We start from the raw sequence: 15,781 nt of genomic DNA on the forward strand, positions 1-15,781 counted from the left end.
CGGCCAGCGGCCGATACTACCCTTTCACCCACCACTCGGTCGTGCCGGCCGCTGGTCGGCATCACCCCTTCACCCGCCGCGTATCGTCCTGGTAGTGCCGGCCGCTGGCCGGCAGCACCCTTCACCCGCCGCGCACCCGCTCGGCGGCGGCCGCGTCGATGGCTTCGGGCAGGTCGGTTTCGCGGTCGATCTGCGGGAAGTGGCGACGTTCCATGCGGCGGATCGCGAAATGCATCCACGCCAGTGCAGCCGCCACCAGCACGAACAGCAGCATGAAGCAGCTGCTCCAGATGCCCACCGCATCGTTCAACGCGCCAAACACGATCGGCAGGACGAAGCCACCCAGGCCGCCGATCATGCCGACCACGCCGCCCACCGCGCCCACATGCCTGGGGTAATACACCGGAATGTGCTTGTAGACCGCGGCCTTGCCCAGCGACATGAAGAAGCCCAGCACGAACACCAGCACGGTGAACATCACCACGCCGATGGCCAGATGGAAATGGAGCGGCCCGTGGATACCCTTCACCACATACTCGGTATCCGGGTAGGCCAGCAGGAAGGTGCAGATGGCCGACACGCCGAAGGTCCAGTACATCACCCGGCGCGCGCCCATCCGGTCCGACATCCAGCCACCGACCACGCGGAACAGGCTGGCCGGGATCGAATAGCACGCCGCCAGCATGCCGGCGTGGCCCACGTCCATGCCATAGGCGCCAACCAGGTAGTGCGGCAGCCACAACGCCAGCGCCACGAAGCCGCCGAAGACGAAGAAGTAGTACAGCGAGAACCGCCATACCTGCAGGTTCTTCAGTGGTGCCATCTGCTCGGCGAACGGCACCGGCTTCACGCCTTCGCGGCGGCGCTGTTCCAGAGACGGGTCTTCCTTGCTGAAGAGGAAGAACAGCACCGCAGTGACCGCCAGCGCGACGGCCCAGACCTTGGCAACCATGGTCCAGCCGGCCGCCACCATCACCAGCGGCGCCAGCAGCTTGGTCACCGCCGAACCGATGTTGCCGGCACCGAAGATGCCCAGCGCAGTGCCCTGCTTGCTGGCCGGGAACCACTTCGAGACGTAGGCCACGCCCACCGAGAAGTTGCCGCCGGCGATACCCACGCACAGCGCGGCAACCAGGAACTGGCTGTAGGTCTGTGCGTAGGTCAGCATCCAGGTAGCGACTGCACCACACAGCATCACCAGCACCATCACCTTGCGGCCACCGAACTGGTCGGACCAGATGCCGAGGAAGACGCGGCTGACCGAGCCGGTCAGCACCGGCGTGGCGATCAACAGACCGAACTGGGTGTCATTCAAGCCGAGCTGTTGACTGATCTGGATACCAATGATCGAGAAGATCATCCACACCGCAAAGCACACGGTGAAGGCGAACGTGCTCAGCCACAGCGCACGTTGCTGCTGCCCGGCACTGGCGGGGGCAAGGGCCTGGTTCATGAATTTTCCTCGTTCAAAGGGGTTCAGCCGATATCCGCTTCGGCTTCGATCTCATCCAGCCCGCGCACCGGGTAGCGTTCCTGCAACTGCAGCAGGTAGGCCTGCACCTCGCGCTGCCGCACCTGCAACTCCAGGTAGTCACGCAGCTGCGGCAGCACGGCCTCGAACGGCTGCGGCTGGCCTTCCTCGCGGGCATCGACGCAGACCACGTGGTAGCCCCAGCGCGATTCCACCGGGAAACCGGCCAGGCCTTCGCGCAGGCGGAACACCTGTCGGTCGAACTCCGGCGTGGTCTGCCCACGCTGCAGCCAGCCCAGGTCACCGCCTTCGCTGCTGGACGGGCAGCGTGAATGACGCAGGGCGAAATCGGCGAACAGGTGCGGCGACTCCTTCAGCAGTCCGACCAGCCGCTCGCCCTCGGTGCGTGCAGCGAAGCGCCCGGCCACGTCGTCGGCCGGTGCGGCCAGCAGGATATGGCGCAGGCGCACACGGTCGGGGGAGCGGAAGCGCTCCGGGTTCTGCTCGAAGTAGCGCCGGCAGTCTTCATCGGTCGGCACGCGGTCTTCGATCGCGTCTTCCAGCAGCTGCTGGATCAGCACTTCCTCGTCACTTACCCGGTTACCCTCCGGCGCCTGCAGGCCCAGCCGCTGCGCTTCCAGGCGCAGCAGTTCGCGCACCACCAGTGCGCGTGCCGCTTCGGCACGTGACTGTTGCGGGCGCATCGCCCGGTGGTGCTGCATCTCGCGGGCGATGTCGGCCTCGCTGATCGCGGTCTCGTCCACGAACAGCCGGCACGGTGCCGGCTGCCCGAGCGAACGCGGCCCCTGCGCCGCCGCGTCATGGTGGTGCGAATGCGCCTCGGCGGGAACCGGTGCGGCGGAGTCGATCACGGTAATCGGCAGGAATTTCGGCAGGCTGCGCATGGTTTACTCCCGAGGCCCATAGCGCAGCGTGGCCTGACGGCGGCGCACCACCTGGTAGGGCCGCCACAGGTAACTGATCGGAATGCTCCATACGTGCACCAGGCGGGTGAACGGCGCGATCAGGAACAGGGTCAGGCCCAGGAAGATATGCATCTTGTAGACCCAGCTGACGCCCTCGATGTAATCAGCGGCACCGGCACGGAAGGTCACGATGTGCTGCGCCCACTCGGCCAGCTGCACCATCACCCCGCCGTCCAGGTGACCGGACGAGACGCGGATGCTGTACAGGCCCAGGCACAGCTGCGCGAACAGCAGCACCAGCACCAGGGTGTCACCGAAGCTGCCGGTAGCCCGAACACGCGCATTGAACAGGCGGCGTACCAGCAGGATGCTGATGCCGATGAAGCACAGTGCGCCGAACACACCACCGACCACCATCGCCAGCATCTGCTTCTGCGAGGAGGTGATGAAGTGCTCGTACACCGCGTGCGGCGTCAGCAGCCCGACCAGGTGGCCGCCGAGGATGGCCAGGATACCGATGTGGAAGCAGTTGCTGCCGAGCCGCATGCCCTTGTCCGACAGCATCTGACTGGAGCCGGTGCGCCAGGTGTACATGGCCTTGTCATAGCGGGCCCAGCTGCCGATCAGCAGCACTGCCACGGCGATGTACGGGTAGTACTGGAAGGCGAATTGATGCAGGGAGTAACTCATGGCTGGACCTCACGATGCGAAGGACGGGCCGGCGAACGCACGGGCGGCTTGCAGTCTTCGGCAGGGGCTTCGGCGCCGAAGCGCACCGCCTCCTCCTCCCACAAGCGGTCCATGGCCTCGGCGGTATCGTCGCGGACTTCCTCGCTGGCACGCTGGCGCAGCGCCTGCAGATCGGCCTTGCCGTCACCGGCTTCGACCAGGATCTCGAACAGCACCCGGTGCGGCAGCTCACGCTCGGCGGCACGCGCGGCCAGCATGCCGGCGATATGGCCGATGTGGTGCAGCCACTCGCGGGCCTCGCTACCGGGGCGGTGGGCCAGGAACTCCAGCAGCAACGGCAGGTAATCCGGCAGCTCGCGGGCATCCAGTTCGAAGCCGTTGCGGCGGTAGGTTTCGACCAGATCGACCATGGCCTGGCCGCGGTCGCGCGACTCGCCATGGATGTGTTCGAAAAGCAACAGGCTCATCGAACGGCCGCGGTCGAAACTGGCCAGCCACGCCGCCTGTGCATCCAGCGCATCGGTGGCCAGCAGCTGCTGCACGAAGCTGCGCAGCTGCTGGCGGCGGGCGGGGTTCAGCGCCGGGTCGTCACAGGCGGCGAGCAGCTCCTCGCCGTGCTCCCACAGTTCCTCGCGGGGGTAGTCCAGCAACACCCCGACCAGCTTGAGCACGCTCATCACACCACCTCCTTGCGGCGCTGGTTCGGGCCTTTGTCCACCACGAAGGTGGTGGTCTTGCGCTGCCCGAACAGGTCCGCCGGGCTGTCACCATTGCAGCCGTTTCCGAAGCTGAAGCCGCAGCCGCCGCGCTCACCGAAGGCGTCGTTGGCGTACTCGCGGTGGCCGGTCGGAATCACGAAACGGTCCTCGTAGTTGGCAATGGCCAGATAGCGGTACATCTCTTCCACCTGGGCGATGCTCAGCCCGGTCTGTTCCAGCACGGCGGTGTCTTCCACGCCGTCCACGTTCTTGGCCCGGCGCCAGGCACGCATCGCCATCAGCCGCTCCAGCGCGCGTACCACCGGCGCCTCGTCACCGGCCGTCAGCAGGTTGGCCAAATAGCGCATCGGGATGCGCAGCGACTCCACGTCCGGCAGCTCGCCGCTCATGCCCACGCGGCCACGCTCGGCGGCGGACTGGATCGGCGACAGCGGCGGCACATACCAGACCATCGGCAGCGTGCGGTATTCCGGGTGCAGCGGCAGCGCCAGCTTCCAGTCGATCGCCAGCTTGTACACCGGCGACTGCTTGGCCGCATCCAGCCAGCTGTCCGGGATGCCTTCCTTGCGCGCGGCGGCGATCACTGCCGGATCGTTCGGGTCCAGGAAGATGTCCAGGTGGGCCTGGTACAGGTCCTTCTCGGCGGCTACCGAAGCGGCCTCGGCGATGCGGTCGGCGTCGTACAGCATCACGCCCAGGTAGCGGATGCGGCCCACGCAGGTTTCCGAGCACACGGTTGGCTCACCCATCTCGATGCGCGGGTAGCAGAAGATGCACTTCTCCGACTTGCCGCTCTTCCAGTTGTAGTAGATCTTCTTGTACGGGCACGCCGACACGCACATGCGCCAGCCGCGGCACTTGTCCTGGTCGATCAGCACGATGCCGTCTTCCTCGCGCTTGTAGATCGCGCCCGAGGGGCACGCCGAGACGCACGCCGGGTTCAGGCAGTGCTCGCACAGGCGCGGCAGGTACATCATGAAGGTCTTTTCGAAGGCGCCGTAGATCTCCTTCTGCACCTGGTCGAAGTTGTAGTCGCGTGAGCGCTTGCTGAACTCCGAACCGAGGATCTCCTCCCAGTTCGGGCCCCACTCGATCTTCTGCATGCGCTCGCCACTGATCAGCGAACGCGGGCGTGCGGTGGGCTGGTGCTGGCTGTCCTTGGCGGTGTGCAGGTTCTGGTAGTCGAAATCGAACGGCTCGTAGTAGTCGTCGATCTGCGGCAGGTCCGGGTTGGCGAAGATCTTGGCCAGCATGCGCCAGCGGCCACCTGCGCGTGGCACCAGCTTGCCGGCGCGGCTGCGCACCCAGCCGCCGTTCCACTTGTCCTGGTTCTCCCATTCCTTCGGGTAGCCGATGCCCGGCTTGGTTTCCACGTTGTTGAACCAGGCGTACTCGACGCCCTCGCGCGAGGTCCAGACGTTCTTGCAGGTGATCGAGCAGGTATGGCAGCCGATGCACTTGTCCAGGTTCAGCACCATCGCGATCTGTGCACGGACCTTCATCACACCACCTCCTTTACAGCTGCAGGTACTGCCTCATCGTCCAGCCAATCGATCTTGTCCATCTTTCGCACGATCACGAACTCGTCGCGGTTGGTTCCGCAGGTGCCGTAGTAGTTGAAGCCATAGGCCAGCTGCGCGTAGCCGCCGATCATGTGGGTCGGCTTGAGCACGATGCGGGTCACCGAGTTGTGGATGCCGCCGCGGGTGCCGGAAATCTCCGAGCCCGGCACGTTGATGATGCGTTCCTGCGCGTGGTACATCATCGCCATGCCCGGCATCACGCGCTGGCTGACCACCGCACGCGCGGCGATCGCACCGTTGACGTTGAACAGCTCGATCCAGTCGTTGTCGACGATGCCGGCACTGCGCGCGTCGTCCTCGCTGATCCACACGATCGGACCACCGCGCGACAGCGTCTGCATGATCAGGTTGTCGCTGTAGGTGCTGTGGATGCCCCACTTCTGGTGCGGGGTGATCCAGTTCAGCACGATCTCCTTGTTGCCGTTCGGGCGCTGGTTCAGCAGCGGCTCCACCGTGCGCGTGTTGACGGGCGGGCGATAGCTCATGAAGGCCTCGCCGAAGTCGATCATCCATTCGTGGTCCTGGTAGAACTGCTGGCGACCGGTCACCGTGCGCCACGGAATCAGCTCGTGCACGTTGGTATAGCCGGCGTTGTAGCTGACGTTGTCGTCTTCCAGTCCCGACCAGATCGGCGAAGAGATGATCTTGCGCGGCTGCGCCTGGATGTCACGGAAGCGGATCGCCTCGTGCTCCTTGCCCACCGCCAGATGCGTATGCTCGCGACCGGTGAAGGCGCCCAGCGATTCCCAGGCCTTCACCGCCACGTGGCCGTTGGTTTCCGGCGCCAGGTGCAGGATTACTTCGGCCGCGTCGATCGCGGTCGAGATGGCCGGGCGCCCCTGGCTTATGCCTTCTTCGTGCACGGTGTGGTTCAACTTGCCGAGGAACTCGACCTCGTGCTTCGTGTCCCAGCTCATGCCCTTGCCGCCGTTGCCCTGCGTGTCCAGCAGTGGGCCGAGCGAGGTGAACTTGCGGTACAGGTTCGGGTAGTCACGCTCCACCACCGTCATCGACGGCATGGTCTGGCCCGGAATGGCCTCGCACTCGCCCTTCTTCCAGTCGGCTACGCCGAACGGCATGCCCAGCTCGTTGGGGGTGTCGTGCAGGGTCGGCACCAGCACCAGGTCCTTCTCCACGCCCAGCACGCCCGGCGCCATCTCGCTCACGGTGCGGGCCACCTCCTTGAAGATGTCCCAGTCGCTGCGCGATTCCCACGCAGGGTCCACCGCCTTGGACAGCGGGTGGATGAACGGGTGCATGTCCGAGGTGTTGAGGTCGTCCTTCTCGTACCAGGTTGCCGTCGGCAGCACGATGTCCGAGTACAGCGCGGTGGTGCACATGCGGAAGTCGAGCGTGACCAGCAGGTCCAGCTTGCCTTCCGGCGCCTCGTCGCGCCACTTCACCTCCTGCGGCTTCACTGCGCCCATTTCGCCCAGGTCCTTGCCCTGCAGCCCGTGGCGCGTACCCAGCAGGTGCCGCAGCATGTACTCGTGGCCCTTGCCCGAGGAACCGAGCAGGTTCGAGCGCCAGATGAACATCATGCGCGGGTGGTTCTGACTGGCGTCCGGGTCGGCGAAGGCGAAGTCCAGCGAGCCATCCTTGAACTTGCCCAGCGCGTAGTCCGCCGGGGCCACGCCGGCCGCTTCGGCCTCGCGCACCAGCTGCAGCGGGTTGCGGTCCAGCTGCGGGGTGCTCGGCAGCCAGCCCATGCGCACCGCGCGCAGGTTCAGGTCAGCCAGGCTGCCGCTGTACTTGCGGGCATCGGCCAGCGGCGACAGCAGCTCGTCCACCTGCAGCTTCTCGTAACGCCACTGCCCGGTGTTGAAATAGAAGAACGAGGTGCCGTTCATGTGGCGCGGCGGCTTGCTCCAGTCCAGGCCGAACGCGAGCGGCTGCCAGCCGGTCTGCGGGCGCAGCTTCTCCTGGCCCACGTAATGCGCCCAGCCGCCGCCGGTCTGGCCCACGCAACCACACATGATCAGCATGTTGATCAGGCCGCGGTAGTTCATGTCGTTGTGGAACCAGTGGTTCATGCCCGCGCCGACGATGATCATCGAGCGGCCGTGGGTCTTGTCGGCGGTACGCGCGAACTCGCGGGCGATCTCGATCACCTCGGCGCGCGACACGCCGGTGATGCGCTCCTGCCACGCCGGCGTGCCCGGCACCCTGTCATCGAAGCTCGATGCCACGTTGCCGCCGCCAAAGCCACGGTCCACGCCGTACTGGGCCAGCAGCAGATCGTAGACCGTGGCCACCAGCGTCTCGCCGCCGTCGACCGTGGCCAGGCGGCGCACCGGAATGTTGCGGTCCAGTACGTCTTCGGCCGGTGCGGCGGTCCAGCCGTCGCTTTCAATGCCACCGAAGTACGGGAAGCTCACCGCCTCGATGCCGTCATTGGCGTCGGACAAGCTCAGGCGCAGGCGCGTGTCGGCGCCATTGCTGGCCTTCTCTTCGATGTTCCAGCGGCCCTTTTCACCCCAGCGGAAACCGATCGAGCCATTGGGTACCACGATCTGGCCGCTGTTCTCGTCGTAGGCCAGGGTCTTCCAGTCCGGGTTGTTGGCTTCACCCAGCCCGCCCAGCTCACTGGCGCGCAGGAAGCGGCCCGCCACCAGGCGGCCATCGTCGCGGCGCTCCAGGCGCACCAGCATCGGCATGTCCGAGTACTGGCGGCAGTAGTCCTGGAAATACTGCGAGGGCGAATCGACATGGAACTCACGCAGGATCACATGGCCGAACGCAAACGCCAGCGCCGCGTCGGTGCCCTGCTTGGGGTGCAGCCAGTGGTCGGTCAGCTTGGCCAGCTCGGAATAGTCCGGGCAGATCGCCACCGTCTTGGTGCCGTTGTAGCGCGCCTCGGTGAAGAAGTGCGCATCGGGCGTACGCGTCTGCGGCACGTTCGAGCCCCAGGCGATGATGTAGCGGCTGTTGTACCAGTCGGCCGATTCGGGCACGTCGGTCTGCTCGCCCCAGATCTGCGGCGAGGCCGGCGGCAGATCGCAGTACCAGTCGTAGAACGACAGGCAGGCGCCGCCCAGCAGCGACAGGTAACGCGCGCCGGCGGCGTAGGACACCATCGACATCGCCGGAATCGGCGAGAAGCCGACCACGCGGTCCGGGCCGTACTGCTTCACCGTGTACAGATTGGAAGCGGCGATGATCTCGTTGGCCTCTTCCCACTGCAGCCGCACGAAGCCGCCCATGCCGCGGCGGGTCTTGTACGAACGCGCCTTCTCCTTGTCTTCAACAATGCTGGCCCAGGCATCGACCGGGGCCTTGCTCCTGCGCGCTTCGCGCCACAGGCGCAGCAGCGTGCCGCGGATCAGCGGGTACTTCAGCCGGTTGGCACTGTACAGGTACCAGGAGTAGCTGGCGCCACGCGGGCAGCCACGCGGTTCATGGTTGGGCAGGTCCGGACGCGTGCGCGGGTAATCGGTCTGCTGGGTTTCCCAGGTGACCAGGCCGTTCTTGACGTAGATCTTCCAGCTGCAGGAGCCGGTGCAGTTCACCCCATGGGTGGACCGCACGATCTTGTCGTACTGCCAGCGGGCGCGGTAACTGTTTTCCCAGTCGCGGCCCTCGCTCTTGGCAAATCCATGGCCATCGGCAAAGGTCTGGGGGTCACGCTTGAAGAACTGCAAGCGATCGAGGAAATAACTCATCGGGGATCTCCCTTTGCGGACATCGGCATCGTGGCTGTGTGTGTCATCTGGCTGCGGTGCGTTTTCATGTCGTCAGCAGGGTGTCTCGGCACCGCGCCGGTAGTACCACCACCAGGTCACGGCCAGGCAGGTGACATAGAAAACAACGAATCCGTACAGCGCCATGTCGGGGCTGCCGGTCAACGTAATGGACGAGCCGTAGCTCTTGGGAATGAAGAAACCGCCGTAGGCGCCGATCGCACCGGAAAAGCCGACCACCGCAGCCGACTCGATGCTGGCCTGGTGCGCGGCGGTAGCCTTGCCCTCGGCGTTGTCGTTGGCCGACCAGCGCTCATGCAGCGTGCGGAAGATCACCGGGATCATGCGGAAGGTCGTGCCGTTGCCGATGCCACTGAGCACGAACAGCGCCATGAAGCTGAGCAGGAAGCCATGGAAGTTGCCGCCCTGGCCATCGCTGGGCAGGAAGTGCAACACACCGAACACCGCGGCGATCATCAGCGCGAACACCCAGAAGGTCAGGCGTGCGCCACCCCAGCGGTCGGCCATGCTGCCACCCACCGAGCGCATCAGTGCGCCCAGCAGCGGGCCGATGAAGGCGTAGGCCAGCGGGTTCACGTCCGGGAACTGGCTCTTCACCAGCATCGGGAAGCCGGCCGAGAAACCGATGTAGGAACCGAAGGTACCGATGTACAACCAGCACATCAGCCAGTTGTGCTTGCGGCGGAAGATCACCGCCTGCTCGGAGAACGACGAGCGGGCGCTGGTCAGGTCGTTCATGCCGAACCAGGCCGCGATGGCGCACAGCGCGATGGCCGGCACCCAGATGAAGCCGGCGTTCTGCAGGAACAGCGGTGCCCCACCCTCCACCGTGGGCTGCGGTGCACCACCCAGCGCACCGAACACGCCTACGGTGATGACCAGCGGGATCACCGCCTGCGCCACCGACACGCCCACATTGCCCAGGCCAGCGTTCAGGCCCAGCGCCAGGCCCTGCTTCTGCTTGGGATAGAAGAAGGAGATGTTGGACATCGACGATGAGAAGTTCGCGCCACCGAAGCCGCACAGGATCGCGATGGCCACGAACACCCAGTACGGCGTGGCCGGGTCCTGCACCGCAAAGCCGAGCCAGAGCGTCGGCGCCAGCAGCGAGGCGGTCGACAGCGCGGTCCAGCGGCGGCCGCCGAAGATCGGGATCACGAACGAATAGAAGATGCGCAGGGTCGCGCCGGACAGGCTGGGCAGCGCCACCAGCCAGAACAGCTGGTCGGTGCTGAAGTTGAAGCCGATCTTCGGCAGGCTGATCGACACCGCCGAGAACAGCACCCAGACCGAGAAGGCCAGCAGCAGCGAGGGGATGGAGATGACCAGGTTGCGGGTGGCAACCCGCTTGCCGGTGCGCTCCCAATAGCCGGGGTCCTCCGGCGTCCAGTCGCTGATGACGCGACCCGGACGGGCAGTGCTGCGGACAACAGGATCGCTACCGACGGTCATACATGGCTCCAAGGCTGTGGAATGACGTGGGTATTGCTTTCAAGTTGTGACCCGTCGTCGTGCAGCCATTAGGCCGTGCGGCAACTACGACGGGGTTGATCTGGATCAATCAGGGGCCGGTTTTCACCCTGCCCCTGACAAATGTCAAACCGATGAAGCGGTATTGCGGCGCGTGACTCCGCGCTGGCGCACGCTGTCGCGCACGTCCACATCGAACTGCAGCTGAAGCCGGCTGCCATCTTCCAGGGCAATGTCGAATGGCAGGCCATCCCGGCACGGCAGCCGCGCCGCCAAGGCCTCAACCGCCGGGCGCGGCAGCACCAGGCGGCAGAAGGTGCCACCATCGAGCAGCACCGGCCGCTCGCCGCCATGCAGCGACACCGCCATGCCCCAGCCCTCGATACCGCCGAAGCGGGTCATGTTCTCGACCGATTCACCGGCCAGCAGGCGCGCCAGTTCGGCCTCGTCCAGGCGAAGCCGTACCGATTGGTCCTGCAACTGCACTTTCATGACGCAACATCCTCCCATTGTTCGGGGGTATTGCAGTTGACCAGCCCGGCCTCGTCAACCGGCGCCAGGGCCACGGAATTCACGCCAAGACGGCGCTGCAGGGCCTGCAGCGAGCGCGGGCCGTCCGGGTCATCCAGCATCGATCCAAGTACGTTGCGGCAAGCATCGTCTATATCCACCAGCATGGGCAGGGGGTGGCCCGCAAAGATCGTGCATGGACCGCGATGGCCGTCACGCAATTGCTGTAGCAATCGCGGCGGCAGCAGCGGTGTATCCACCGGCACCACCCAGGCCGGGCCATCGGGCATGCGCATCGCCACGCTGTAGAGCCCGCCCAGCGGCCCGCAACGTGCCAGGCGGTCCGGTATGCCGCCGAACGCCGGGTAATTTCCGCTGACCCAGACCTCGCGTGCGCCAGCCTGCATCAACAGGCCCCGCATGTGTTCCAGCAGCGTGCGCCCCTGCCACGGCAGCAGCGCCTTGTCGCGGCCCATCCGGGTGGACAGGCCACCGGCCAGCACGATGCCGGTGATGCTCATCGCAGTAGAGCCACGCCATGCGTGGCTGCGCCGGCATCAATGTTGATGATCGTGCGCATGGTCGTGGGCATGTGCAGGTTCACTGTCCGCGTGGCAGAGGCTGCAGCCCTCGCTCCACGCGCTGTCGCCGTCTTCGTAATGTTCCTGCTTCCAGATCGGGCACTGATGCTTGACCACCTCGATCAATTGCCGGCAGGCGCGGAACGCCTCGTCACGGTGCGGGCTGCCGGCGGCCACCACCACCGCCACATCGCCGATGCCGAGCCGGCCCTTGGCATGGGCCACATACAGCTTCAGCTTCGGGCCAAACGTCGCCTCGACCTCGGCGGCCAACCGCTTGAACTCGTTCAACACCAGCGGCTCGAACAGGTCGTAGGTGATCCCGGTCACCGGCCGGCCGATGTTGACGTCGCGCACCTTGCCGATGAACACATCGATGCCGCCGAAGCCCGGATCGGAGACCGCCGCGATGCCTTCGGCCGGATCGATCGCCGCCTGCGCGCGGTCCACCACCTTGGCAATGATCGTCTCGCTCATCGCTCAGCCCCCGCTCACCGGCGGCAGGATCGCCACCCGGCCATCGTCGGGCAGCGCCTCGTCGTCGCGCAGCACGCGTTGCTGATCGGCGAATGCCGAGTAATCCAGCAGGCCGGCACGGAAACCCGGCCAACGCAGTGGCAGCAGCTCGCGCAGCGCCTGGCGCAGATCGGCCACGGTGCCACCGGCCACCTCCACCGCGATTTCACGGCTGGCATCCAGATCGGAAAACGCACCGAACAACTGCAGATTCACCTGTTTCATCATGACTCCTGGCTCACCAGCTGCACCGGTTCGTGGTGACCCCAGCCCTGCACCCGCACATAGGTGCCCGCGCTGGCCAGGTCTCCCTCGGACTCCAACACCACCCAGGCGTTGGCCTGCAGCATGGACATCAAACGGAATGATTCCTGCCCGGACAGCACGCGCGCACTCAGGCGCCCCTGCGCGTCCACTTCCACCCGCGCCCGCGCATGGAAACGCAGGCCCGGCGGCGTGCGCACGTCGGCCTGCAGCGGCAGCGTCAGCACCGGCTCCGGCGCCAGCCCCAGCAGGCGGCGCAGCACCGGCTCGACGAAGAAACGCTGGCCCACGGCCGCCGAGACCGGGTTGCCCGGCAGACCGAGATACAGCGCGCCATTGGGCAGCACCGCAAACAGCAACGGCTTGCCGGGGCGGATCGCCACCTTGTGGAACACGATGCGCGCACCCCGTCCGCGCAGCGCGTCGGGAACGAAATCGTACCGGCCGGCCGACACCGCGCCGGTGCTGATCAACAGCTGCGCACCCGCAGCCAGCGCTTCATCCAGCACCGCATTGAAGGCGGCCACGTCGTCGCCCACCGTGCCCTGCCACACCACCTCGGCACCGGCGGCCTGCAGGCGGCCGACCAGGTATGGCCGGTTGCTGTCACGGATCTGGCCGGATTCCAGCGTCTGCGCCGCCTCGGTCACCAACTCCTTGCCGGTAGCGATCACTGCCGCCTTCGGCCGCGCCACCACCGCCACCTCGCCCACGCCGATCGCATGCAGCAGGGTGCGCGCGTTGATATCCAGCACCTGCCCGGCCTGCAGCACGCGCTCGCCGTCGCTTACATCCTCGCCACGCAGGCGCACGTTCTGGCCCGGCTTCACCAATGCCTTCAGGGCAATGCGGGTCGGGCGGCCGTCCTCGCTGGCGAGGATCTCCACATTCTCGACCGGCACCACCGTGTCCAGCCCAACCGGCATGCGTGCCCCGGTCATGATTTCCCAGGCACCCTCGCCGCCTTCGGCGCCAGCATCGCCGGCCGCCTGCCAGCCCTGCACCGCGAACTCGGTACCGGCCTCGAACGTCGCGCCGTCGGCGCGCAGCGCGAAGCCGTCCATCGCCGAATTGTCGAACGGCGGCAGCGACTGCGCGCTGTGGATGTCACGGGCCAGAGTGCGGCCGCCGGCCTCATGCAGCGGCAGATGTTCAGCCGGCAGCGGCATGGCCGCGTCCAGCAGGTGCTGCAAGGCTTCGCTATAGGCAATCATCAGTGGCCACCACCCTCGACCATTGCCAGTGCGTGGCCCAGTACCGGCGCCAGGATGTCCAGGCACTGCGCCGCCGCCTTCGGGCTGCCCGGCAATGCAAACACCAGCATGTTGCCCAGCTGCACCACCTCGGCGCGGCTCAGCCAGGCCATCGGCGTGTGCTGTGCACTCAGTGCACGCACCATCTGCGCCAGGCCATGCACCGGCCGCGCGTTCAAGGAACGCAACGCCTCCGGGGTCAGGTCTCGCGGGCCCAGCCCGGTCCCGCCGGTACACAGGCACAGGCGCACGCCCTCGGCGGCCAAGGCCTGCAGGCGGCCCGCCAACGGCTCGATGCCATCGGGCAGTACCTCGGCGGCTACCACCTCGCCCCCCAGTTTTTCCACGCCAGACACCAGGGTCGGGCCGGACACATCTTCATAGGTGCCGTCGCTGGCGCGATCGCTCAGCGTGATCACCGCGCAGGCCGCGCCCTCCAGGCCCTTCGGCGCACGCGGTTTGAAACGCTCACGCTCGGCCTCGTCCATGCCGTCCGGGTGCAGCCAGACACCACGCTTGCCGCCTTCCTTGAACAGCAGGCGGATGCCTTCGATGCGCAGCGCCGGTTCCACCGGCTTGCTCAGGTCGTACAGGGTCAGCAGCGCCGCGTTGACGCCGGCCAGTGCCTCCATCTCCACGCCGGTGCGGGCCTCGCTGGCGCACTCGCACCACACGCGGATCGCCTGCCGCTCCGGCACCGGCGCGCAGAACACCTGCACCAGTTCCAGCGGCAGCGGATGGCATAACGGCATCAGCATCGACGCCATCTTGGCGCCCTGCAGGCCGGCAATCTCGGCCATCACCAGCGCATCGCCTTTGGGCAGGCGGCGCTCGACGATCAGCGGATACGCCACTGGACCGGCATGCAACTCGCCCACCGCCACCGCACGGCGGCGGGTGATGCGCTTGTCACGGACATCGGCCATATGGAAGGCCGCATTCAATTCCCCACTCATCGTGTTGCTCATCCTCCGATGGAGGCCAGGTGCGGGGTCAGCCCGGTCTGGCCCTGGTGCAGTCCATGCCCGGCCGCTTTCAGGCCAAGCTGGGTGGTGATGCGTGCCAGCAGCGCGTCGCGGTCCTCGTCGCGCTGCAGCAGCGGGCGCAGCGGAACGCCGAACTCGCCAAACAGGCACAGCCGCAGGTCGCCCCTGGCGGTCACCCGCAGGCGGTTGCAGCCCTTGCAGAAGTCACGCGAATACGGCGCGATGATGCCGATGCTGCCGCGATGGTCGGGGTGGCCGAACTCGCGCGCCGGGCCGGCATCGGCCGCGCGCGGGCGCTCGTGCCAGCCCGCGGCCAGCAGCTGCTCGATCACCACGTCGGCGCGCAGGTGGTGGCGCTGGAAATAAGCTTCGTTGTCGCCGGTGCGCATCAGCTCGATGAAGCGCACGCTGAAGGGGCGGTCGCGCAGGTAGTCCATCCACTGCGGCAGCTCGTCGTCGTTCAGGCCGCGCAGCAGCACCGCGTTGAGCTTGATCGCCGGTAGGCCCAACGCCTGCGCCAGCGCCAGGCCCTGCTGGATCTCCGGCAGGCGGTCATGGCCGGTGATGGTCTTGAAGCGTTCGCGCTGCAGGCTGTCCATGCTCACGTTCAGCGCAGTCAGGCCCGCCCGGTGCCAGCCCGGCAGGCGCCGCGGCAGCAGCGTGCCGTTGGTAGTGATGGCCACCTTGCGGATGCCCGGCACCGCCGCCACGGTGGCGATGATCTCGTCCAGGTCCTTGCGCAGGCTGGGCTCACCGCCGGTCAGGCGGATCTTGCTCATGCCCAGCGCGGCAAACGCACGCACCAGCCTTGCGATTTCATCCACCTGCAGGAAGCGCGGGCGGCCATCGGCCTGGTAACCGTCGGGCAGGCAGTAGCTGCAACGGAAGTTGCAGGCTTCGGTCAACGACAGGCGCAGGTACGGAAAGCTGCGTCCGAAACCGTCGGTGAGTTGGCTCATGGCTGGTCCACCTTGTTGCTCCACCGTCTTGCCTGTGCCCGGAACGGCCCGGATACCCTCGCCTGCTGGAACGATTGCCAGAGTACGCGGCCTTCAGTTCCATCGGCATGACTTAAATCAATCGCGTTCGGCCCCGCGCGGAAGGCGTTGTG

The 15,781-nt window shown here is 66.5% G+C and carries 14 protein-coding genes; all 14 read right to left on the reverse strand.

Features of this window, described 5'->3' with window-relative positions; all coding sequences use genetic code 11:
- Positions 1-121 precede the first annotated feature (121 nt).
- The 14 genes from ACM0PB_RS18025 to moaA all read right to left on the reverse strand — a co-directional run bounded on the left by ACM0PB_RS18025 (position 122) and on the right by moaA (position 15,629).
- The gene (locus ACM0PB_RS18025) at positions 122-1,453 is read right to left on the reverse strand and encodes an MFS transporter (protein WP_005416836.1); all 1,332 of its coding nucleotides are present in this window, start codon (positions 1,451-1,453) and stop codon (positions 122-124) included.
- A 23-nt stretch (positions 1,454-1,476) separates the two neighbouring features.
- Positions 1,477-2,376: a peptidylprolyl isomerase gene (locus tag ACM0PB_RS18030; RefSeq protein ID WP_065177653.1), complete on the reverse strand. Its 900-nt coding sequence runs from the start codon at positions 2,374-2,376 to the stop codon at positions 1,477-1,479.
- A 3-nt stretch (positions 2,377-2,379) separates the two neighbouring features.
- Positions 2,380-3,087, reverse strand: coding sequence for a respiratory nitrate reductase subunit gamma (gene narI, locus ACM0PB_RS18035; protein ID WP_005416840.1), 708 nt, complete (start codon positions 3,085-3,087; stop codon positions 2,380-2,382).
- Positions 3,084-3,764 carry a nitrate reductase molybdenum cofactor assembly chaperone gene (gene narJ, locus ACM0PB_RS18040; RefSeq protein ID WP_005416842.1) on the reverse strand — a complete coding sequence of 227 codons (681 nt, stop codon included), beginning with the start codon at positions 3,762-3,764 and terminating at the stop codon, positions 3,084-3,086. The genes narI and narJ overlap by 4 nt, the downstream gene beginning before the upstream one ends.
- Positions 3,764-5,308: a nitrate reductase subunit beta gene (gene narH, locus ACM0PB_RS18045; RefSeq protein ID WP_414604563.1), complete on the reverse strand. Its 1,545-nt coding sequence runs from the start codon at positions 5,306-5,308 to the stop codon at positions 3,764-3,766. Before narH ends, narJ begins: the two co-directional genes overlap by 1 nt.
- On the reverse strand, positions 5,308-9,051 hold the full coding sequence (locus tag ACM0PB_RS18050; RefSeq protein WP_065177651.1) for a nitrate reductase subunit alpha: 3,744 nt from the start codon (positions 9,049-9,051) through the stop codon (positions 5,308-5,310). Before ACM0PB_RS18050 ends, narH begins: the two co-directional genes overlap by 1 nt.
- A 72-nt stretch (positions 9,052-9,123) precedes the next feature.
- The gene (locus tag ACM0PB_RS18055) at positions 9,124-10,542 is read right to left on the reverse strand and encodes a NarK family nitrate/nitrite MFS transporter (RefSeq protein WP_053499738.1); all 1,419 of its coding nucleotides are present in this window, start codon (positions 10,540-10,542) and stop codon (positions 9,124-9,126) included.
- Between the two features lie 144 nt (positions 10,543-10,686).
- Positions 10,687-11,052, reverse strand: a complete 366-nt coding sequence (locus ACM0PB_RS18060) for a hypothetical protein (protein ID WP_053499740.1) — start codon at positions 11,050-11,052, stop codon at positions 10,687-10,689.
- The gene (gene mobA / locus ACM0PB_RS18065) at positions 11,049-11,591 is read right to left on the reverse strand and encodes a molybdenum cofactor guanylyltransferase (protein WP_065177648.1); all 543 of its coding nucleotides are present in this window, start codon (positions 11,589-11,591) and stop codon (positions 11,049-11,051) included. Before mobA ends, ACM0PB_RS18060 begins: the two co-directional genes overlap by 4 nt.
- A 36-nt stretch (positions 11,592-11,627) precedes the next feature.
- Positions 11,628-12,128, reverse strand: coding sequence for a molybdenum cofactor biosynthesis protein MoaE (locus ACM0PB_RS18070; protein WP_005416853.1), 501 nt, complete (start codon positions 12,126-12,128; stop codon positions 11,628-11,630).
- A 3-nt stretch (positions 12,129-12,131) separates the two neighbouring features.
- Complete coding sequence (locus ACM0PB_RS18075) at positions 12,132-12,392, reverse strand: MoaD/ThiS family protein (protein ID WP_111128615.1); 261 nt, start codon at positions 12,390-12,392, stop codon at positions 12,132-12,134.
- Positions 12,392-13,645: a molybdopterin molybdotransferase MoeA gene (locus tag ACM0PB_RS18080; protein WP_164229625.1), complete on the reverse strand. Its 1,254-nt coding sequence runs from the start codon at positions 13,643-13,645 to the stop codon at positions 12,392-12,394. The genes ACM0PB_RS18075 and ACM0PB_RS18080 overlap by 1 nt, the downstream gene beginning before the upstream one ends.
- On the reverse strand, positions 13,645-14,640 hold the full coding sequence (gene moaCB / locus ACM0PB_RS18085; RefSeq protein WP_065185689.1) for a bifunctional molybdenum cofactor biosynthesis protein MoaC/MoaB: 996 nt from the start codon (positions 14,638-14,640) through the stop codon (positions 13,645-13,647). Before moaCB ends, ACM0PB_RS18080 begins: the two co-directional genes overlap by 1 nt.
- A gap of 8 nt (positions 14,641-14,648) precedes the next feature.
- Positions 14,649-15,629: a GTP 3',8-cyclase MoaA gene (gene moaA, locus ACM0PB_RS18090; RefSeq protein WP_065185690.1), complete on the reverse strand. Its 981-nt coding sequence runs from the start codon at positions 15,627-15,629 to the stop codon at positions 14,649-14,651.
- Positions 15,630-15,781 lie beyond the last annotated feature (152 nt).

Origin of the sequence: Stenotrophomonas sp. AR029 (assembly GCF_047520695.2) — a bacterium.
Lineage (GTDB): Bacteria > Pseudomonadota > Gammaproteobacteria > Xanthomonadales > Xanthomonadaceae > Stenotrophomonas > Stenotrophomonas sepilia.